A 21,137-nucleotide genomic window follows, 5' to 3' on the forward strand; every position below is an offset into this window, starting at 1 on the left:
TAATTAAGATAAATAAACCTTTAGTTATGAAAGTAGAACTACTCCTTGTATTATGTGTTATTTTTCAATTTAGTAACGCTCAAGATTTAGCAGTAGGCTATATTGCTAACGACTTAATGGAACATCCAATGCAGCCATTAGCAAAGCCAGGGTATCTGCAAACCGTTACAGATCCGTCATTTCCAGCGACAAATATTAGACGTATTACGCAAGCAGCTGCAGGTAGTTTTATTGCGCCGATGTATAATACAATTCAATCATGGAATGCAGACGAAAGTTTGATGCTTGTCTATGGTGGTGGTGTACATCAGCTATTAAATGGTCAAGATTATTCGTTTATTAGAACGGTGTCAGATATTAATCCTGACGATTTAGAAGCTGTTTTTTGGTCATTTATCGATCCTAATATTTTGTTTTATATGGATAATAATACTGATGATCTGATTAGTTATAATGTGCAAACACAAATCAAAACCATTGTTGTTAATATTAGAACGATTAGTAGTTGCGAGGAGTCTGAAGGATTATCTGGTGGTAATGATATACAAATGATGTCATGGGATGATGATGTGTTTGCTTTTAGATGTGGAAATAGTTCGGCTTTTTATTATAGAATTTCTACAAATACGCTAACTCAATTTAATATGACTAACATTAATTATACAGCGCCAATGCCTTTTCCTAGTGGTCATTTGTTTTATCACAACAAAAAAATATATGATGCCAATGGTGATTTTGTTAGAGATTTAAATGTTGGAAGTACGGAACATTCTTGTTTAGGACAACTAAGTAATGGTGACGACGCGTATTTTTCTATTGGTTTTGAGCAAGGACCAAATGGGGGGTGTCAAGGAACATTAGTGGCGCACAATGCTACAACGGGGCATTGTTTTTCTGTAACACCTGTTGGTGATTATGGTTATCCAAAATCAGGGACACATATGTCAGCATTAGCGCATAAAAACACAGATGGCGGTTGGGTTGCAGTCTCTAGTTTAGGCTATCAACTAGATGGTGTACAAATTTTGGATCAAGAACTCTTTATTGCAAAAGTAAATGAGTTTGATGCAGATGTGTACCGTGTGGCACATCATAGAAGTGATGAGGATGATATCGACTATTGGGGAGAACCACATGTAACCATTAGTCCAACCGGAACAAGATTATTATTCGGTAGCGATTGGAGTGGGGCAGAAGATGGGGTTTCTGTAGATAGTTATGTGGCCGAATTGAATAAAAACACGCTGTCCAATACTCAGTTTGTTAATGCTAATCAGGTTATTACCATATATCCAAATCCTGCAAAAGATATATTACAATTGCAGTCAACTTTAAACCAATTATTAGAGTTTACTATTAGAGATGTCTCAGGGAAAACGATTGTAAAGAATAGTTTTGATAGACAAAAGCAAATTGATATCAGTGGTTTAGCTAATGGATTATATTTTGTGACGTTTTATAATGCGGGTACTATTGAAACTTTAAAATTTATTAAGAAATAGTCTCCCTTGTATCTTTAAATTGAGAACTCTGTTGATGGTATTTTATAGCTTTTTTGGATAAGTATAACCCAATACCTAAAGATATAATAGCACCAATCCAAATACCCGGGATAAAGTTTATAAATAAGAAAAAGTCATAAGCACCATGAAATAATATAGCAGAAAGTAAGCCTAATAAATTTAAATAAAGTTTATTAGGGGCAAACTTAGCTTTACCCATAAAGTATCCCATTAAGATACCAAAAGTGGCGTGTGCTGGTACCGCTGTAAAAGCTCTAGCTAGTGCAGTTGCATGCCCACTTTGCATAACGTACATAACATTTTCTGTAGCTGCAAAGCCCATGGAAACCATTACCGCATATACAATACCATCAAAGGGTTCGTTAAATTCTTTACGTTGTTGAGCAAATAATAGCACTATCAAAAACTTACTTAGCTCTTCAGAAAAACCAACAACAAAAAAGGCTTGTTTAAATTGTTCCCAAACACTTAATTTATCTTGTAATGGGACTAGAGTATTAAAGACAGAGTAAAGTAGTGTGGTAATAATTATACTAACAATAGCACCTAATAGAAACGAAATTATTAATAATCGTTTGGGTTCTTTTTCATATTTATCTTTTAGATAGATGTAAAAAATGATAATAAAGATTGGCGCTAGGGCCATTAATAGTAATTGCATCGGGCTAAGTTAGGGTATTTGTCGTTATTTTAAAACGTTAGGTTATCTTTTTTAAAATAGCTTCAGCGACAATATTATAATAGTCAGAATTACTAGCGATAAAATGCCCGTTGTTTTCGCTGTTTTCTAAAAGTTCAAAAAAATCAAACATACTTACCAGTTTTAAAGCTTCAACTTCTTCCTTTTGAGGTGTTAGAGATGAAAACGATAGGTCTAATTGTGTTATATAGGTATGATGAAACTCATTGTCAATAATGCCATTTGGGTACGTTTTAAAGCATTCAAAAACACCAATTTTATCTAAGTCTTTTTTAGAGATTTTTATACCTATTTCTTCTTGTATTTCTCTAATAGCTCCTTTTTCTAAAGTTTCACCAGCATCAATATGTCCAGCGACAGAGACATCCCAAAGCAACGGGTAGATTAGTTTTGAAGCCCCACGTTGTGCTAATAAGATTTCACCATCTGCTGTGTAAAACCAAATATGTACAGTGTTGTGATAGTAGCCTTTGCTATGAATTTCGCTTTTTAAAGCGGTCTGACCAGTTGGAAGTCCATTTTTATCTATAATATCAATTAATTCGTCCATTTTAAGTTATTTTAATTATATATGAAAAACAAGAGAGTACTGTTTCAAAATCTTCAGGAGTATTAAATACATGACAAGATAATCTAATATAATTTCCTCTAAAGGAAACAAAAATATTATGATCAGCTAATGTTTGTTTTACAATTTCGGGCGCTATGTTTTCTGGTAATTTAATTCCAAATAAATGATGCGTTCTATACGCCTCATCTTCAATTATAAAACCGAGTAGTCTTAAGTCGTGAACAGCTTTTTGTGTTATTGTTTTGCAATACTGTTGGATAGCTAAGGGAGTCCATTCTAAAACTTGTTGTAATGCTGCAATTTGCATTTTTACATTTAAAAAGCTGGCGCTTTCTCCTGCAGAATAGCGATTGGCTAATGGTTTGTATTGTTCTTGGTAGTTTGTTAAGCCTGAAAAATTGTCGCTATTTAAGCGATTGGTCCAATTTTCTTCAAGCGGAATGCCGTTATCAAACGTTTTACTAAAATAAGCATAACCACAACCATACGGCCCAAAGAGCCATTTGTATCCTGCACAAATCAGTGCGTCTGGTTGTAACTCTTTAACAGAGAACGGCAGTGCGCCAATACTTTGGCTACCATCAATAATTAATAAAGCTTGATGTTGTTTAGATTTTTTTCGGATTGCTTTTAAATCGAATAACGTTCCGTTAGACCAGTGGATGTGACCCATTGCTACCACTGCAGTATTACTATTTATAGCTTCGATGATATCTAAATTCCATTGCTTACCACTATTTTCAGAATCTATAGGTGTTTTGACAACCTTAATAGTTGCTTGATATTGGTCGGCTAATCTTTTCCATGAATAGTAATTACTAGGAAACTGCTCGTCAATAATTAAAATTTCGTCAGTTGGTTTTAGAACAATGTTATTTGTGACTGTAGCGATACCATAAGATGCTGACGGAATTAATGCAATACGGTTATAATCGTCTTCATCAATAAGTTGTGCAAATAGGGATTTAAGTTGTTTTACAGGTTCAAAATAATCAGAGCCTGTAATTAAATAAGGTCTTTTTTTTTGCAGTAATCCATCTAAACCAGCCTGATGGATCGTATTAAACGCTGGTGATTGCGATGCGATATTTAAATACGTTATGTCCTCCGGTAAATCAAATAAGTGTTTTTGTTGTTTTAAATCCATAGTATAAAGATAAAAAAAAGCCTCAAAAAGAGGCTTTAATTGTTTTATGTTATTTGTATTTAAATGATCATAATTGCTTATTTAAAATAAGAAAATGTTTCACCATCTTCAATTTTAAGTAATGTTTCATAAATTAATTTAATCACGTTTTCTACATCATCTTGGTGTACCATTTCTACAGTGGTATGCATATAGCGTAACGGTAAAGAGATTAATGCAGACGCAACACCGCCATTACTGTATGCAAAGGCATCAGTGTCTGTTCCTGTTGCTCTACTTAAAGCAGCGCGTTGGAAAGGTATTTTATTATCATCAGCGGTATCCGTAATTAAATCACGTAATTTTTGTTGTACAGCTGGTGCATAAGCTACAACAGGTCCTTTTCCAATTTCAACATGACCTTGTACTTTCATGTCAATCATTGGTGTTGTCGTGTCATGTGTTACATCGGTAACAATGGCCACGTTTGGCTTGATTGTTTCAGTAATCATTTGTGCACCACGTAAACCTATTTCTTCTTGAACAGAATTAGTGATATAAAGACCAAATGGTAATGTTTTCTTATTTTCTTTAAGTAAACGTGCTACTTCAGCAATCATAAAACCACCCATACGGTTATCTAAAGCACGACATACAAATTTATCACCGTTTAGGATATGAAATTCGTCTGGATAAGTAATAACACAACCCACGTGAACGCCCATTTTCTCAACTTCCTCTTTGTCCTTAGCACCAACATCTATTGTGATATTGTGTGGTTTTGGAGCTTCTTCTTTAGCTTTGTTACGAGTATGGATTGCTGGCCAACCAAAAACACCTTTTACAATACCGTTTTTAGTATGAATATTAACTATTTTACTTGGAGCAATTTGATGATCACTACCACCGTTTCTTACCACATAGATTAATCCGTTGTCAGAAATGTAATTTACATACCAAGAAATTTCATCTGCATGACCTTCAATGACCACTTTAAATTTTGCGTCAGGATTGATCACACCGACAGCAGTACCATAAGTATCCGTAAAAAACTCGTCTACATATGGCTTAAGATAATCCATCCATATTTTTTGACCATCCCACTCATATCCGGTTGGAGATGCATTATTTAAATATGTTTCTAAAAAGTCCATTGACTTTTTGTTAAGTATGCTTTTTGTTGCCATTTGATTTAATTTTTATCAAAAATAAGAATATTCACACTTTTTACTAGCTAGCAATACGTTAATTATTAATTTTGTATCATAAAATGTTCTATTTTGGAATAGTTTTAGCAATTATGTCACTATGAAGTATATTATTTGCCTTTTTTTATGCCTACCCTTTGGGCTTTTTGCTCAAGAAGAAAATAAGGTTGTTCGAGATTCGACAGAAGTCGAGTACATTATTATTGAAGGAGATTCTATTCCACATAAGTCTATTTATTTAGATGAAATTATGTTGTTGGATAAACTAGCTTTTAAAAATAAAGAAGACAGACGACGTTATTATATTTTAAATCGGAAAACAATTAAAGTGTACCCTTATGCTAAATTGGCAGCGGACCGGTTAAATGCGTTAAATACAAGATTGAAAACTTTAACTCGAAAACGAGATAAAAAAGAGTACGCTAGAAAAGTGCAAAAATATATTGAAGAAGAATTTTCGGAAGAGTTAAAAAAACTAACTAAAACAGAAGGGCAAATCTTAGTGAAGTTAATACACAGGCAAACAGGAATTACAGCTTTTGATTTAATAAAAGACTTACGTAATGGTTGGAGAGCTTTTTGGTATAACAGTACAGCTTATTTGTTTAATATTTCTTTAAAACGAGAATATGACCCTGAAAATGTGGAAGAAGATTATTTAATTGAAGATATTTTAGTTAGAGCTTGGCAACAAGGTCGAGTAAAATTAGTAAAATCACCTTTAAATTTTGAATACTATAAGTTGTCGAACAAATGGAACACCACAAATAAATCTAATTAATAACTAATGCGTAAGCAAACCCCTTTTGAAGAAAAATTAAATGCTTTAACCCATGGTATTGGTGCTGTTTTAGGGATAGTTGCTTTGGTATTGCTAATTATTTTAGAAACTAAAAAAACAGAGTTTAGTTTGTTTAGTGTCATTATTTATGGCTTATCAATAATTATATTATTTACGGCATCAACAGTATATCATATTATCTCTGACGAAAAAAAGAAGCACTATTTTAGGATTGTAGATCACGTTAGTATTTACTTATTGATCGCAGGAACTTACTCGCCAGTTTTGTTAATTACTTTAGAGCATAGTTTGGGTTGGCCACTGTTTTGTACTGTGTGGGGTATTGCTGCCTTTGGAGTGATTTTAAAACTGTTTTTTACTGGACGGTTTAATGTTTTTTCAACATTATTATATTTAGTCATGGGATGGCTAGTCGTATTTGATTTTGCGACATTATCAAGTATAATGGAGCCAAATGGTATTGTATTGCTTATGGCAGGAGGTTTATCTTATACTGTTGGAATTGTGTTTTATGCCATCGAGAAAATACCATATAATCATGTGATATGGCATTTGTTTGTTTTGGCTGGTGCTATTTGCCACTTTTTTATGGTGTTGTTTTACGTGGTTTAAAAAGCACACGTGTTATGGTTACAATTAAAGTGATAAAGTGATAGCTTCTTGAACCTGTAATAAAGCCATATCTACGATTTTTAAATTTTCGAACTGAGGACTCCATAATGATAATTCTGTGCAAGCTATAAGCACCACATGATCTTGACTATATTTAGTAATCAGATTTTTGTAATCGATAAAATCAGTTTCTGTTTCTGAATAATTATACAACTTTTTACGACAGTTGTCAATGCTGATTTGATCCTCTTTTTCTGGTAAAACTACAGATATTTGCTCTGCTTTGAAAAGGTCTGAAAGATACGTGGAAGTCATCGTATATAAAGATCCAAACAGCATGACTTTAGAAGTATTGATTGATTTTAAGTGTTTTATACTTAAAGCTACAGGATGAAGTATTGGTGTTGTTAGTAATAGTTGATCGGTAGTTTCATGCAAAGTGATATTAGGAACAATACAATGGTCCACATCATGACTAAAAAGAGCTTTTAAACTGTTATCAATAATAGGTTTAAGTGTCTCAAATTGATTAGGCAGAAAAGGATTAATAGTATTAAAATTTACTGAATAGGTTATAGAAGGGCAGGTGTGATAATCACCTTTTACAGCATGGTATTGTTTATTCAATTGTTCCAAATAAAACAATGTGCTTCGACTACCAAGTCCCAAAATCCCTAACATTCCTTTTTTAGTTTGAATCATTTTTTATCTAATATAAAATCTGCAAAGTGGTTATTGCTATCCATTAATTTGTCAATAAGTTGCAGTTTAGTATTCTTCAAATACGATTTTAAAATAGTATCATTATATTTTCTAGAAGTTTCAGTATGTACACGTTCACCTTCCATAAAATGGAATGTTTTACTTAAAGTTTTAATTGTAACATTTTGATTGATTGTACTTACTATGTAGCTTCTAGCAATACCTTCTTCTTCCGTATATTCTGGTTGATGGATAAAGTTATTAGTATCAAAATTGGCACCTAATTCATCATTAATTCTGTCTAATAAATTTAAGTTGAAACGTTTAGTGATGCCTTGACTATCGTTATAAGCAGGTAACACAATATCTCTAGATTTAATAAGATCCAAACCTAATAGAACCTTATCATTTGGTCTTAATGAATCTGATAATTTAGACAAAAAATCTTCTGCTTGTGCATCACTTAAATTACCTAAATTAGATCCTAGAAAGAGAATTATTTTTGGATTGTCGGATTGTTTTAAATCGGCTAAAACATTAAAATAGTCTCCTTGCTTGGTCGTTGTATTAACATTAGGCAATTCTATAGTTATACTTTGTTTTAACTGGTCTAAGGCATTCTGAGAAATATCTATTGGCACATAATTAAAATTATATTTTTCAGTATCTAAAACTTTAAGTAATTCTTTTGTTTTAGTTCCGTCGCCCGCGCCCAACTCGATTAATTCAAAAAAAGTGTTTTTATTAAGCTGTAAAGCTTCAATAATACGGTGTGTTTGATTTTTGAAGATGTCAAATTCTGCTCTAGTTAGATAATACTCAGGCATATTCATAATATCTACAAATAATGCGTCACCTATTTTATCATAAAAATATTTGGATAATAGGTACTTAGGTATGCTACTTAGTCCTTTATCGACGTCGTTTAAAAAATTGTTATTCATATTTATTTAGCTAGTCTAATGCCTGAAAATTGCCATTTTGTTTGTGCAGGAAAAAAGTTTCTGTAGGTTGATCTACTGTGATTTTGTGAAGTGGCTACAGATCCACCACGAAGTACCATTTGATTAACCATAAATTTACCATTATACTCACCAACCGCACCTTTGGCGATTTTAAAATTTGGGTAGGGTAGGTAAGCGGAGTTGGTCCATTCCCAGCGTTGTCCCCAATTTAAGTTTTCAGAGGCTATTTCCCACTCAAATTCCGTTGGTAAGCGCATACCTTTCCAAAAAGCAAAAGCGGCCGCCTCGTAATAAGATATGTGCGTTAAAATAGCCTCAGGATTAACAGGTTTTAACCCAGAGAGTGTATAATGGTGCCAAGTAGTATCGATCTTAACCCAATATAAGGGGTTGTCAATAGCATTGTCTTGGATCCAGTACCAACCTTCGTCCAACCAATATTTAGCGGTTTGGTACCCTTTGGCTTCAATAAATTCAATATACTCTTGATTGGTCACCAAAGCTTTATTTATACTGTACGGCTGCAGGTAGACTTTGTGTAAACCTAATTCGTTATCAAAAGCAAATGTATCGGATTTATGACCAATCTCGTACACACCTTCCGGTACAGATAACCAACCGGAGTCAGAATTAGTGTTTTCTACTAAATTAGTTTCCGTATATTTTGGATGAATGGGGTTTAATGAAAACGTGTATTTTAAGTCGGTAAGTAATAGTTCTTGATGTTGCTGCTCATGATTGATGCCTAAAACAGTCAATTTTCTGACTTCTGGATCTGTTGCTGTGTCTAATAATTGGGCCATATGTTTATCCACATAAGCGCGATATTTAAAAATAACATCACTACTTGGACGTGTAATTAAACCACGATTATGGCGTTCTATACGTTTACCTATGCTGTTGTAATAGCTATTAAATAAATAAGAGTATTCACTATCAAAAACAGTATAATTTGGATAAAACGATTTTAAAATCATTTCTTCAAAAAACCAGGTGGTATGTGCAATATGCCATTTTGGTGGACTTGCAAAAGGAGCGGATTGAGGTATGTAATCCTCTGTCTTTAAAGGTTTGCAAAGCGCTTTTGTATAATTTCTGGTCTCTTGGTAGTGTTTTAAAATGGTATCCATAGCTTCTCAAATATAACAAGTAAATAGCTATAGCTTTAAAGGATAGCTTAATTTTAAACTTATTTTAACGTTGTTTTAAACTTAAATAAACGCTAGTTTTTAGTCGTATTGTACTTTTAAAACGATCGCTTATAATTAGTTTAATGTATGAAAATAACAATAAAAAACTATTATTTGGTTTTTGAGAAATAATTAAGTATTGATAATAAAGATACGATTGCCCAAACACCTTCTAAAATTATAAAAGGTAAGTAGGACATTAACACCGAAGCTAAACACGCCATACTTGCCCCAATAAAATTAAGAAACATAAATGTTAAGTCGGTATTTTTAATTTTTCCTAACACATTTAAAATGTAGGCTAATAATATTTGAAATACACCAACCGAACCAATCCAATCTATGTTGTTCATGTTGTATAGGTTAAGAGCGTTAATAAAAACAGAAGATAAATATTAATCCTCTAAAATAACCTTGTATTCTTCAAAAAAGTCTTCAAAAAGCCCCATATGTGTATTAAAAAACACCATGACTTCTTGCCATGTGTTTTTATTATGGATGGATACTTTTTGTTCTAAAGGTACATAAATTCTAGAAATCTCTTTACCGTTATCTAGTATGTATTCTTCATCATAAATAGCTTCTGGAAGATACTCGTCTAACAAAATAGATTTTAGGGATACTAGTTTTTCCCAGTAATTAATGCGGTTTTCCAAATCGTCCTCAAGGTCTAAGGTTACAAATGCTTTTTTATTATCAAAATAAAACTTGAAGCTTAATCCTTTTAGTTTTGTGTTGTACAAAGTCCATTTTCTTGGAAAAGATTTTCCGAAACTGGTCCAAAACAATTCTTTTATTTCTCTTGATTCTTCTTTTGAAAACATAGATGTCTTTCCGTATTAGTTAAGGTTAAAGGGAGGGATTTACTGATTTTAGTTCTTTAAGTAAGCTATTATATTACGTATGCAATTACAATTCCCAGTATTATAGTGCTAAGCTTAGCTAAGTTAAACTTGTGTCCTTCACTACTTTCAAATAAAATGGTTGTACTAATATGTAAAAAGATACCAATTACTAAAGCTGAAACTTCGTAATAATAGTTTTCAAAAAACTGGAACTGCATAGACAAAAACACCCCTAAAGGCGTCATTAATGCAAATAATAACAGAAACATTAGACTTTTAGGCTTACTTAAATTGGACGCTAAAAAAAATGTCGATAGTATAATCGCGACAGGCAATTTATGGATAATAACACCGTAAATTAAATGCTCATGTGCCTCAATTGGAATACCTTCTAAAACACTGTGTATACTTAAACTTATAAATAATAACCACGGAAAATCGATGCTACTTTTGTCAATATGCACATGCCCATGTTCTGCACCTTTAGAGAAAAATTCTAATATGATTTGCAATAAAATACCAATCATTATAAACAAACCAATAGGTTTGTCTTGGCTGTTATAGACTTCTGGTAAAAAGTCAAATACCGTTATAGATAGTAAAAAGGAACCGCTAAAAGCCAGCAGTAATTTTAGACTGCGATTATGTTTCGGCTTAAAAAACAGAACGATTATATACCCTAAAACAACAGCTATAATGGGAAAAATAAAATTTTGCATTTGTTTTAATAAATTACTTACTTAAAAATCATAATTAAACGATCAGATGTTTTTTTATGGAATAGACTTAATTTATAATCTCCAAAAATATCTAATAAATAAACACCAGCTTGCTCGAATAAACGTTCGAAATCAGCCAAGCTAAACGCTTTGACACGTTCTTGAAATTGGTAATCTTCACCTTCAAAAGAAAAGCTTATATCTTTAATTATATAACCGTTTTCTACACGTCTTTTTTGCAAGAAGTCAATCCCTTCTACCGTTTTTGTGTTTTCGGGCACTAAATTGTCTATAATAAATTCGGTATTCATAAAATCAATAACACCAAAACCGGAGTCATTTAAATTTGCTTGAATGGCTTGGATGGTCGCTAAATTGTCAGCTTCGTTTTCAAAATACCCAAAACTGGTAAACAAATTAAATACGGCATCAAAAGTTTCGCCGAAAGGCTGACACATATTATGTACTTTAAAGTGCAACGTGTCATTTTCAAACTGTTTGGCGTGATTGATACTGTTTTCTGATAAATCAGCACCAATTACATCGTATCCAATCGAGTTTAAGTACACCGCGTGACGCCCTTTTCCGCATGCTAAATCCAATATTTTTCCTTGTTCAGGTAGATTTAAGTATTCGGTTAAATTAGTCATAAACTGCTCAGCTTCAGTATGATCTCTATCTTTGTAAAGTATGTGGTAAAATGGACTATCAAACCATGACGCATACCATTTTTTATCGTTTTGACTCATATTTTTATTGTGGGGTTTAAACTTCCGCGCAAGCTACAGTTTACCAGGCTCTCGCAACTCGCTCTCTCCGAGGAGCTCAAACAAATTGCTCCATCCTTAACCCAATTATTTATAAAGGTTATTATTCCGGCAAAAATAGAGTATTTTTGCAAAGTATTAGACGAAAAGAATGGAAGAAAATTTCAAGATGGTTGCCAAAACTTTATTTGGCTTTGAAGAGTTACTAGCAAAAGAGTTAAAACAACTGGGTGCGCAAGAGATAAAAACGGGCGTACGTAATGTGTCATTTGCTGGAGATAAAGGGTTTATGTACAAATCTAATTTGGCATTACGTACTGCAACAAAAATTTTAAAACCAATACATAGTTTTAAAATTAAAACAGAACAAGATCTATATGATCAAGTGTATAAGATGGACTGGACGCCTTATTTAAAGTCGTCAGGGACTTTGGCTGTGGATGCGACTATAAATTCTACAGTGTTTACGCACTCTTTATATATCGCTCAAAAGACGAAAGATGCTATTGTAGATAAATTTAGAGATGAAACTGGAGAACGTCCAAGTGTGGATTTAAAATTTCCGGATGTTAAAATTAATGTCCATATAGATAGAGAAGAGTGTAACATCTCTTTAGACTCGTCAGGAGATTCTTTACACAAACGTGGTTATAAATTAGCAACCAATATTGCACCAATTAACGAGGTTTTAGCAGCGGGGATAATAATGTTATCAGGATGGGATGGACAATCCGATTTTATTGATCCTATGTGTGGTAGTGGAACTATTTTAGCCGAAGCAGCAATGATTGCTTGTAATATACCGCCCAATTTAATGCGTAAAGAGTTTGCTTTTGAGCGTTGGAATGACTGGGACGTCGATTTATTTGAAAAAATTGAAGAGTCTTTAATTAAAAAAACTAGAGATTTCCATCACAAGATAGTAGGATATGATAAATCACCAAGTGCGGTTACAAAAGCTAAGGAAAACATAGCAAATGCACATTTAGAAGATTTTATAACCATACAGCATGAAGATTTTTTCAAAACTCAAAGAGGAGGGGAAGCTAAATTGCATATGGTATTTAATCCACCATATGGCGAGCGTTTAGATATCGAAATGGAGAGTTTTTATAAAAGTATTGGAGATACTTTAAAACAAAGCTATCCAAATACTAATGCGTGGTTTATTACGTCTAATTTAGAAGCCTTAAAACATGTTGGTTTAAGACCATCACGAAAAATTCACTTAATGAATGCGATGTTAGAATCGCGATTAGTTAAGTATGAAATTTATGCAGGAAGTAAAAAAGGAAAGTACATGAATAAGTAAGCTTTAAGCATATAAGTAAAAAAAAAGGAAGTTGATTAATTATCAACTTCCTTTTCTTTTTTAGTATTTGTTTTACTTTTCTTAAACAATGGAATTAAATAGGAGACACTATAACCATAGCCTACACCAATACGACCAGAATCAAACGTTTTATTAAAGCCAGGGACATGTAAGTTTTCAAAATCTACAGGTTGATCTTGAGTGATCATAGCTTTTAATTGCGCATTAACACCGATATATAAATTTGTAAAGACTTCTGCTTTTAAACCTAATATAAGTTCTACCCAAATTGCAGATAAACCAGTAGATTCTAAGTTTTCAGAAGACGAAAATTGTGGTGACCAATATTGGTCGGTTGCGTATACGGTATAATTAGTTCTAGTTTGACTAAATGTACTAGCTCCAACTCTAAAACCAGTGTAAATCATGTCGTCTGTTCCGATCCAATTATCATATAAGTTATAGTCAAAACCAACTTTAAAATAATTACCTTTTGCGGTAACACTTAAAAAGTCATTGGTCGTCGTTTTTTCTTCATTACCAATTTCTCCAGCAATAAATAAATTTTTACTTAGTCTGTAATCTCCGCTAATTTCAAAGCCAGAATAATCATCGTCTAAAGCGGTTCTTATTAGTTTACTAGCATCAGTCCCCAAGCGTAAACCATAGCGTAATTTAAGGCTATCGTTTTTTGTTTCAACAGTTTGTTCTTGTGCTTGTAACGAAATAGTATAACACAAAAATAAACTAATGATAAAAGAAATAGTGAGTTGTTGTTTCATCTTCAATTGTTAAATTATCATTTTCTGGTTGGGCTAATATTATCCAATTAGCATCTGCTCCGCCGTCTACTGTTACAAATACATCTTTAAAAATAGTTTTATACCCACAGGCTCTAGAGACATACACATCTTCCGCTTCATACGTTATAGTAATGGTATCTGTATTACCTGAGGTAATATTACCATCGTCATCTAAAACCGTATTATTTGTAAGATAAAAAACAGTGCTATTTTGGTCAGTACGTAGGGGTAAAATAAGTTGATTTACCGTTTCAACATTATAATCTGATAAAACATCATCATTATCTTCTCCTATGACATACAATCCAATGGCATCTTTTTGGCTATCTGTTGCGTTATTGTTGTAAAAATCAATAATTAAACTTGGTGTAGTCGCTGTAGTTTCCGAGCATAAATCGTCACGTTCGCAGGTCAAAAGACTACACGATAGAATTATTAATAAGTAAAGTTTTAAATGTTTCATTTACGATATAATTATTTCTTCTCTAAAAGTACAATATTTTCGACATGATGTGTTTGTGGAAACATATCTACTGCTTGCACTTTAGTAATCTTATAGATGTCTTTCATCAATTCTAAATCTCTAGCTTGTGTCGCACTGTTACAACTTACATATACTATTTTTTGTGGCGCAATATTTAGTATTTGTTGAACAACATCTTTGTGCATCCCATCTCTTGGAGGGTCTGTAATAATAACGTCTGGTTGACCATGAGTATTTATAAACTCTTGATTAAAAACGTTTTTCATGTCTCCTACAAAAAACTCACAATTTGTAATATTATTGCGTTCAGCATTTTCTTTTGCTGCACTAATAGCATCAGGCACAGCTTCTACACCAACCACTTTTTTTGCCTTTTTAGATACAAATTGAGCAATAGTTCCAGTTCCAGTATATAAATCATAAACTAGCTCGTCTCCTTTTAAATCGGCAAACTCACGTGTTAGTTTATATAATTCGTAGGCTTGATTGGAATTAGTTTGGTAAAACGACTTGGCATTTATCTTAAACTTTAAACCTTCCATTTCTTCAAAAATATGATCTTCACCTTTAAAGCAAATCACATCTTGATCGTATATAGTATCATTAGCTTTTTCGTTAATAATATATTGTAAAGAGGTTATTTCTGGGAATGTTTCAGCAACGTAATTTAAAAGTAACTCACGTTTAGATGCATCTTCTTTAAAAAACTGAACAACAACCATAATATCCCCAGTAGAAGAGGTGCGTATCATCATGGTACGTAACAAACCGGTTTGGTTTCTGGTGTTAAAGAATTCTAATTCATTTTCAATAGAAAAATCTCTAACAGCGTTTCTGATAGCATTTGAAGGATCTGCTTGTAAATGACATTTTTTAATATCTAAGATCTTATCCCACATTCCTGGAATATGAAAACCAAGTGCATTTCTATCACCCAGATCTTCATCAGATTGGATTTCTTCTAAAGTTAACCAACGCGAGTCACTAAAAGAAAATTCCATCTTATTTCTATAAAAATACTGTTCTGCAGATGGTAAGATAGGAGTGATTTCTGGTAAATCTAAATGTCCAATTCTAGTTAGGTTATTAGTGACTTCATTCTGTTTATAAAACAATTGATGCTCATAGCCCATATCTTGCCATTTACAACCACCACAAACGCCAAAATGCTCACATTCCGGAGTGGTACGTTTATCACTTAATTTATGAAAAACGGTAGCCTTACCTTCAAAATAAGATTTACGCTTTTTAAATGTTTGTACATCAACTATATCTCCTGGTACTGCGTTTGGTAAAAATATAACACGCCCATCAGGTGCTTTTGCTACAGTTTTTCCTTTTGCTGCAGCATCTAAAACTTCTACATTAGTAAAAATTTGCTTTTTTGTATTTCGTCTTGCCATAAGTGCAAAAGTAATGAAAGGATTTTCGATTTGCGAGTTATGATTTATGATTTTTTTACGAATCTAATTTTGATTGATTAAAATGAAAACGAAAATGGTTTTAATCGCAACTTTTTTATTAATTTGCAACTTCTTAGGGATGATTTCTCTCCCACGCTGAATTTTCGAGCTTTCGAAAGGATAAAGGTACAGAAGGAATGGCTACTTTATAACTTTAAATATTGAAAAAATGGCTGTTTTAAACCAATTAACGTCGCAAGAAGCGATGGACTTAGAAAACAAATACGGAGCACACAATTACCACCCACTACCTGTTGTATTAAGCAAAGGAGAAGGTGTTTTTGTTTGGGATGTAGAAGGAAAAAAATATTACGATTTTTTATCTGCATATTCTGCAGTAAATCAGGGACATTGTCACCCGAAAATTGTTGGTGCAATGGTAAAACAAGCACAAACATTGACTTTAACGTCTCGTGCTTTTTATAATGACATGTTAGGTAAATTTGAAAAATTTGCGACAGAGACATTTAACTACGATAAATTATTACCAATGAATACTGGTGCTGAAGCAGTTGAGACGGCTTTAAAACTATGTAGAAAATGGGCTTATGAGGTTAAAGGGATTGACGAAAATGAGGCAGAAATTGTGGTTTGCGAAAACAATTTTCACGGGCGTACAACTACTATTATATCATTTTCTAATGATCCAGTAGCCCGTAAAAACTTTGGACCATATACTAATGGATTTATTAAAATTGAATATGATAATCTTAAAGCATTAGAAGAGGTCTTAACTAGTAATAAAAATGTTGCAGGATTCTTGGTAGAACCTATTCAGGGAGAAGCAGGGGTTTATGTACCAAGTGAAGGTTATTTAGCAAAAGCTAAAGCATTATGCCAAAAACACAATGTATTATTTATTGCGGACGAAGTGCAAACAGGTATTGGTAGAACAGGACGTTTATTAGCGACTTGTGGTAACTGTACTTGTTCTGATAAGCACTGTTCTGGTACTCCAGAAGTGAAAGCTGATATTTTAATTTTAGGAAAAGCGTTATCAGGAGGGGCTTACCCAGTAAGTGCTGTATTGGCTAATGATGACATCATGAATGTTATTAAGCCAGGAAATCATGGTAGTACTTTTGGTGGAAATCCTGTTGCTGCAGCAATTGGTACAGCTGCATTAGAAGTTATTAAAGATGAAAAGTTAGCACAAAATGCTTTTGATTTAGGTGAATTATTTAGAAGTGAATTATCTAAGTTTATTGAAACTTCAAATATCGTTAACACAGTTAGAGGTAAAGGGTTATTAAATGCTATTATAATTAACGATACAGAGGATAGCGATACAGCTTGGAATATATGTATGGCTTTACGTGATAATGGATTATTGGCTAAACCAACACATGGAAATATCATTCGTTTTGCTCCACCTTTAGTAATGACTAAAGAACAATTATTAGATTGTGTAGGTATTATTACAAAAACTCTGAAGCAGTTTGAAAAATAATTATTAGATTTATATAAATAAAAAAGGCTGTCAAATATGACAGCCTTTTTTTATGTGTTTTAATTAGTGTTATTTTTTATTAGCAACAATTACTTTTTTAGTCGTTACGTTACTATTAGATAATATCGTTTTTACAAGATATACACCATCACTAAGGTTTTTAGTAGAGTAACTTAGTCGTGTATTTGTATTTTTAACTTGTTTACTAAATACTAATTTACCAGAGATGTCATATAATTCAATAGTATTAATATCTAAATTATTAGGATTAAGGACTACTAATTCTGATATCGTATTATTTTGTAATACGTTAAAATTGTTTTCGGCAAACTCATCCGTTGATAAGGTGTTAGCTTCTTCAAAAGTGATTTCAAATCTAGTAGCATAACTACCAATAGGTAAATTAAGTTGATAATCTTGTTGTCTTAAGTCCACATAAAGATTATTTTCTATGTCATGCAAGTATATTGGTTGAGACGAATCAAAATTTTGTATATCACTTAATCTGAAATTTATGACCTGCTGTGCATCTAAATTTAAATTTAAAGGAATCTTTAAATCTACTTGATAATTATCTGCTTTAGTAACATAAGGCTCATTGTTTTGAATCCAGTTAGCATCAGCACTTAAAGCTCCATAGATTTTACTTTCTAAACCATAATCAAAGTCTGAAGAGGCTGTTTGATGAAAATTATGAAGTAGTTGTCTTGTATAAAGCGATCCAAAATCTACATTTAATCTAAATCTTTTAAAGTCTTCTGGTAATATTTGAAGACCATTAGAATCGTATACAATAGTATGACGAGCCGTATTATCTTCAGTATTACTTTCTGCTGTTCTATAAAATTCACTTTGTCCTCCCGTTTTTTTATAGAAAACACGATGACTATCAGACGTTAAAAGTGTTCCTGTAGCAGCTCCTTTAACCATGAAACCTTGACCAATAGGTATGTATCGTCTGGCTTCTTTTCCTGACGTTGCTGCCGAACCGCTAGTATTTAAAGAGCCATCAGAATTATAGGCGTCAAAAGGAGGAGCAACGTAGGAATCTACAGTTCCTGAAGCGTTTATAGTATAAGCACCATAACCACCTCTGTAAGCTGTTAAAGTGTGAGAGGTTATAGTTTGATCTTGTTCCCAATAATATAAAGTTCCAGCATCTAGTAAAAGACTATTGTTAGGATCATGTATAAAATCACGTGCATCCATAGCAGAAGGATAAGGATTACCGATTAAGGTTTCTTGTCCTAAAACTATATCTGTGTTAATTTCGCCTGCATTTGGCTTTCCTCTAAAATCATACTGTTGTCCGGCAATTGGGGTAGAACCAACGGTTCCTTTCATTGTAAAACCATAACCAGCATCTACAAATCCTGAGGCACCAACATAATCCCATGCGCTGTAATCGGCTCCTGGATTAAATTTCCAAAGCCAATAGCTTTCTATATTTAGAGGTGCACTGGTTCCGTTATATCCAGTGGTCGCATAACCAGCTATAACACTATTGGTTATATCAGTAATATCATAAATATTTTGATTGGGAATAAAAGTAGAATTACCTGTTGTATTCACTGAAACGTTACCTACGGGTGAAGCCCAATAATTATAAGCATAATTATTAACGGTTCCTTCTTGGTAAACACTTAGTTTTCCTAATCCAGAATTTCCAGTTGCTCCAGTACCTTGGATAATTTGTCCTTCATTTCTTAAATAAATACTGCTATTTGCTTCTTGCAGGTTAATGTTGTTCTCAACAAATATCGGAGCAACATCTGCTACACTATCGTCGAAACCAGTTCCGTCTACAAAAATATAGGCGTCGTTTCTGACTGTCAGTTGCGCTAAACTCAAGTATATAGGGCATACGAGTAGGGCGTATAATAAGTTTTTTTTCATTGTTTGGGGGCTTTTTTTATAATATACGAATTATTCTATAAAAATATTAATTTTATTGATATAAACATATTTATTTTAACTTAATAATTTCATTTTTAGGGTTTTGGCTGATATTAGGTGTCGGGTCTATGCGTAAGTACTCTGTAAATACAAGTTATTTTTTAGTATTATAAACGTCTAAAATCCTTTAAAAATATAGTAAATTTGCTATCACTGAATTTAATTAAATTAAAAAGACTAGTGCTAAAAAAAGGAAACATATATTATCTCTCTATAGTGTTAGGAGCAGTAGTCGCTATTTATGCTAATGCTAATGAAAAGCAGAACTTATTGCTATTGATTGGAGGAATAGCATTATTAATGTTTGGTGTTTTTAATTTACAATCGGGAATTCCTAGTAAAAAGGAAAAGGATACTTTTGTAGAATCCGAATTAATTGAAGACGAAGAAGAATGAAATTAAAAATTGGTGATAAAGTAGATGTTTTAGATGATGCACTTTCTGGTGTAATAATGTCCATTAAGGGCGAGACTATTACTATTGAAACTGAGGATGGATTTGATCTTGAATTTAAGGTTTCAGAACTGGTAAAAACTAAATCCGCAACGCTTAGAAATAATGTGTTTGATTCGGCATCTATACGTCAAGTATTATCTGAGAAGACAGAAAAAAAACGACATTCTACAACCAAGGTTAAAGCAAAGGAACGTTATGAGCCAATGATGGAAGTGGATTTACATCTACATAAATTAGTGGATCATGAAAGAGGTATGACTAGTTATGATAAATTGACTATTCAATTAGATACTGCTAGACATAAGTTAGAATTTGCTATCAAAAAACGAATTCAAAAAATTGTATTTATACACGGCGTTGGAGAAGGTGTTTTAAAAATGGAACTTGAGACCTTATTTAGTAGATACGACAATGTCAAATACTACGAAGCCGACTATAAAAAATATGGTTTAGGCGCCACAGAGGTTTATATTATGCAAAATCGTAATTCTTAAATTAGTTGATTAAATAAAGGGAGGCGTAATTGTTCTGGTTTTAGACATTAATGTATCATCTAAAGTTCCAAATTCAGTTTCGTCATAAATAATTTCAGGAAAAGAAATATTTTCAAACTTTAGAGTAACAGTAAATGTTTGAGAAATCGTATGACTTCTAAAAGACGTAGGAGGATTATTATTCATAAAGAGAGGATTTAAATAATCAGGACCAGTAGTACTGTCTGAGACATCATTAGTAGGGTTATTATCAAAGGAGGTAATCTCTTCGTTTCTGGTTGGTACACCATCACCATCATCATCGTTATCCAGATAATTTGGGATGCCATCTCCATCAGTATCCAAAGCATTACTTAGGCCGTCAGTTTCTGTATAAGCAACACCTTCGCTTGCTGTTAAAACATTATCACCATCATCATCCGCATCTAAAAAATTAGGTAAACCGTCACCGTCTGTATCATCATCATAAAGGTCTCCGTTACCATTTAAATCTTCTAACTCGGCAGGGATACCATCATTATCATCCTCAAGTAAACTAACAGTAAAATACGCAGTACCACTAGTTGATGTATACTCCTCAGTGATTTGAATACCATTTGGAGGGACATCATTACAGAAAAAATCTGAAGGATCACTAGTGTAACTTCTAAATGTAAATAAACCTGCAACACTCGCTACAGTAACTTCTGTTGTTACTAAATCTACGAATAAGGCATTATCTGCGTTAACTGCAGTTTCTACTAAAGAAGCAACAGTAAAACTAGGACTATCTAGTTGTAATGATAACGTTTCGTTAGGGTCAGTTTTCGCTTTAAAAAAGACCAAATCACCACAGGCTTCAAAAGTATCATCAAATTCTAGTTCTGTTGTAATAATGTCACCATCGTCACAAGATAATAGGCTGAATATAGAGATAAGTAAAACTGAAATTTTTCGCATTGCTGATAAGTTTAAAAAACAAAAATAAGTGAATTGTCAAACTTATAACG

General features: G+C 32.8%; 23 protein-coding genes. 7 read left to right on the forward strand and 16 right to left on the reverse strand.

Features of this window, described 5'->3' with window-relative positions; all coding sequences use genetic code 11:
• Positions 1-26 precede the first annotated feature (26 nt).
• Entirely contained in the window at positions 27-1,502 is a 1,476-nt protein-coding gene (locus E9099_RS14735; RefSeq protein WP_136584296.1) for a T9SS type A sorting domain-containing protein, read from the forward strand.
• Here the strand turns inward: E9099_RS14735 and E9099_RS14740 are convergent.
• The 4 genes from E9099_RS14740 to E9099_RS14755 form a co-directional block, all read right to left on the reverse strand.
• On the reverse strand, positions 1,492-2,184 hold the full coding sequence (locus E9099_RS14740; protein ID WP_136584297.1) for a PrsW family intramembrane metalloprotease: 693 nt from the start codon (positions 2,182-2,184) through the stop codon (positions 1,492-1,494). The two genes, E9099_RS14735 and E9099_RS14740, sit on opposite strands and share 11 nt — an antisense overlap.
• Before the next feature lie 37 nt (positions 2,185-2,221).
• Positions 2,222-2,773, reverse strand: a complete 552-nt coding sequence (locus E9099_RS14745; protein WP_136584298.1) for an NUDIX hydrolase — start codon at positions 2,771-2,773, stop codon at positions 2,222-2,224.
• A 1-nt stretch (position 2,774) separates the two neighbouring features.
• Positions 2,775-3,941: an aminotransferase class V-fold PLP-dependent enzyme gene (locus tag E9099_RS14750; RefSeq protein ID WP_136584299.1), complete on the reverse strand. Its 1,167-nt coding sequence runs from the start codon at positions 3,939-3,941 to the stop codon at positions 2,775-2,777.
• Between the two features lie 77 nt (positions 3,942-4,018).
• The gene (locus tag E9099_RS14755) at positions 4,019-5,107 is read right to left on the reverse strand and encodes a M42 family metallopeptidase (protein ID WP_136584300.1); all 1,089 of its coding nucleotides are present in this window, start codon (positions 5,105-5,107) and stop codon (positions 4,019-4,021) included.
• Positions 5,108-5,228: 121 nt separating this feature from the next.
• On the opposite strand from E9099_RS14755, the gene E9099_RS14760 reads away from it, so the two are divergent.
• Positions 5,229-5,909 (forward strand): DUF4294 domain-containing protein, encoded by a 681-nt coding sequence (locus E9099_RS14760; protein ID WP_136584301.1) that lies wholly within the window; start codon positions 5,229-5,231, stop codon positions 5,907-5,909.
• Positions 5,910-5,915: 6 nt separating this feature from the next.
• Positions 5,916-6,542, forward strand: a complete 627-nt coding sequence (gene trhA, locus E9099_RS14765) for a PAQR family membrane homeostasis protein TrhA (protein ID WP_136584302.1) — start codon at positions 5,916-5,918, stop codon at positions 6,540-6,542.
• 24 nt (positions 6,543-6,566) lie between these two features.
• Here trhA and E9099_RS14770 read toward each other — a convergent pair whose 3' ends face one another.
• The 7 genes from E9099_RS14770 to E9099_RS14800 form a co-directional block, all read right to left on the reverse strand.
• The gene (locus tag E9099_RS14770; RefSeq protein WP_136584303.1) at positions 6,567-7,244 is read right to left on the reverse strand and encodes an aspartate/glutamate racemase family protein; all 678 of its coding nucleotides are present in this window, start codon (positions 7,242-7,244) and stop codon (positions 6,567-6,569) included.
• Positions 7,241-8,188: an L-histidine N(alpha)-methyltransferase gene (locus E9099_RS14775; RefSeq protein ID WP_136584304.1), complete on the reverse strand. Its 948-nt coding sequence runs from the start codon at positions 8,186-8,188 to the stop codon at positions 7,241-7,243. The genes E9099_RS14770 and E9099_RS14775 overlap by 4 nt, the downstream gene beginning before the upstream one ends.
• Before the next feature lie 2 nt (positions 8,189-8,190).
• Complete coding sequence (gene egtB, locus E9099_RS14780; protein ID WP_136584305.1) at positions 8,191-9,339, reverse strand: ergothioneine biosynthesis protein EgtB; 1,149 nt, start codon at positions 9,337-9,339, stop codon at positions 8,191-8,193.
• Between the two features lie 170 nt (positions 9,340-9,509).
• Complete coding sequence (locus E9099_RS14785; RefSeq protein ID WP_136584306.1) at positions 9,510-9,752, reverse strand: CBU_0592 family membrane protein; 243 nt, start codon at positions 9,750-9,752, stop codon at positions 9,510-9,512.
• A gap of 42 nt (positions 9,753-9,794) precedes the next feature.
• The gene (locus tag E9099_RS14790; RefSeq protein ID WP_136584307.1) at positions 9,795-10,223 is read right to left on the reverse strand and encodes a DUF4268 domain-containing protein; all 429 of its coding nucleotides are present in this window, start codon (positions 10,221-10,223) and stop codon (positions 9,795-9,797) included.
• A gap of 68 nt (positions 10,224-10,291) precedes the next feature.
• Positions 10,292-10,963, reverse strand: coding sequence for a ZIP family metal transporter (locus E9099_RS14795; RefSeq protein ID WP_136584308.1), 672 nt, complete (start codon positions 10,961-10,963; stop codon positions 10,292-10,294).
• A 17-nt stretch (positions 10,964-10,980) separates the two neighbouring features.
• Positions 10,981-11,712 (reverse strand): class I SAM-dependent methyltransferase, encoded by a 732-nt coding sequence (locus tag E9099_RS14800; RefSeq protein ID WP_136584309.1) that lies wholly within the window; start codon positions 11,710-11,712, stop codon positions 10,981-10,983.
• 169 nt (positions 11,713-11,881) lie between these two features.
• On the opposite strand from E9099_RS14800, the gene E9099_RS14805 reads away from it, so the two are divergent.
• Positions 11,882-13,042 carry a class I SAM-dependent RNA methyltransferase gene (locus E9099_RS14805; RefSeq protein WP_136584310.1) on the forward strand — a complete coding sequence of 387 codons (1,161 nt, stop codon included), beginning with the start codon at positions 11,882-11,884 and terminating at the stop codon, positions 13,040-13,042.
• 35 nt (positions 13,043-13,077) lie between these two features.
• On the opposite strand, the gene E9099_RS14810 is transcribed toward E9099_RS14805, so the two are convergent.
• Genes E9099_RS14810 through rlmD form a run of 3 tightly spaced genes read right to left on the reverse strand, consistent with a single transcriptional unit; the run spans position 13,078 to position 15,732 of the window.
• Positions 13,078-13,824, reverse strand: coding sequence for a DUF6048 family protein (locus tag E9099_RS14810; protein WP_136584311.1), 747 nt, complete (start codon positions 13,822-13,824; stop codon positions 13,078-13,080).
• Positions 13,790-14,308: a DUF6452 family protein gene (locus tag E9099_RS14815; RefSeq protein ID WP_136584312.1), complete on the reverse strand. Its 519-nt coding sequence runs from the start codon at positions 14,306-14,308 to the stop codon at positions 13,790-13,792. Before E9099_RS14815 ends, E9099_RS14810 begins: the two co-directional genes overlap by 35 nt.
• An 11-nt stretch (positions 14,309-14,319) precedes the next feature.
• Entirely contained in the window at positions 14,320-15,732 is a 1,413-nt protein-coding gene (rlmD, locus tag E9099_RS14820; RefSeq protein ID WP_136584313.1) for a 23S rRNA (uracil(1939)-C(5))-methyltransferase RlmD, read from the reverse strand.
• A gap of 229 nt (positions 15,733-15,961) precedes the next feature.
• Here rlmD and rocD point away from each other — a divergent pair, with 229 nt between their 5' ends.
• Positions 15,962-17,242, forward strand: a complete 1,281-nt coding sequence (gene rocD, locus E9099_RS14825; protein WP_136584314.1) for an ornithine--oxo-acid transaminase — start codon at positions 15,962-15,964, stop codon at positions 17,240-17,242.
• Between the two features lie 69 nt (positions 17,243-17,311).
• Here rocD and E9099_RS14830 read toward each other — a convergent pair whose 3' ends face one another.
• The gene (locus E9099_RS14830; protein ID WP_136584315.1) at positions 17,312-19,138 is read right to left on the reverse strand and encodes a T9SS type A sorting domain-containing protein; all 1,827 of its coding nucleotides are present in this window, start codon (positions 19,136-19,138) and stop codon (positions 17,312-17,314) included.
• A 240-nt stretch (positions 19,139-19,378) separates the two neighbouring features.
• Between E9099_RS14830 and E9099_RS14835 the strand changes: the two genes are divergently transcribed.
• Together E9099_RS14835 and E9099_RS14840 are read left to right on the forward strand one after the other, a co-directional pair.
• Positions 19,379-19,594 carry a hypothetical protein gene (locus E9099_RS14835; protein ID WP_136584316.1) on the forward strand — a complete coding sequence of 72 codons (216 nt, stop codon included), beginning with the start codon at positions 19,379-19,381 and terminating at the stop codon, positions 19,592-19,594.
• Entirely contained in the window at positions 19,591-20,148 is a 558-nt protein-coding gene (locus E9099_RS14840; RefSeq protein WP_136584317.1) for a Smr/MutS family protein, read from the forward strand. The genes E9099_RS14835 and E9099_RS14840 overlap by 4 nt, the downstream gene beginning before the upstream one ends.
• 9 nt (positions 20,149-20,157) lie before the next feature.
• On the opposite strand, the gene E9099_RS14845 is transcribed toward E9099_RS14840, so the two are convergent.
• Positions 20,158-21,087, reverse strand: coding sequence for a hypothetical protein (locus tag E9099_RS14845; RefSeq protein WP_136584318.1), 930 nt, complete (start codon positions 21,085-21,087; stop codon positions 20,158-20,160).
• Positions 21,088-21,137: the final 50 nt, after the last annotated feature.

Origin of the sequence: Psychroserpens sp. NJDZ02 (genome assembly GCF_004843725.1) — a bacterium.
In the GTDB taxonomy this organism is placed as follows: Bacteria; Bacteroidota; Bacteroidia; order Flavobacteriales; family Flavobacteriaceae; genus Olleya.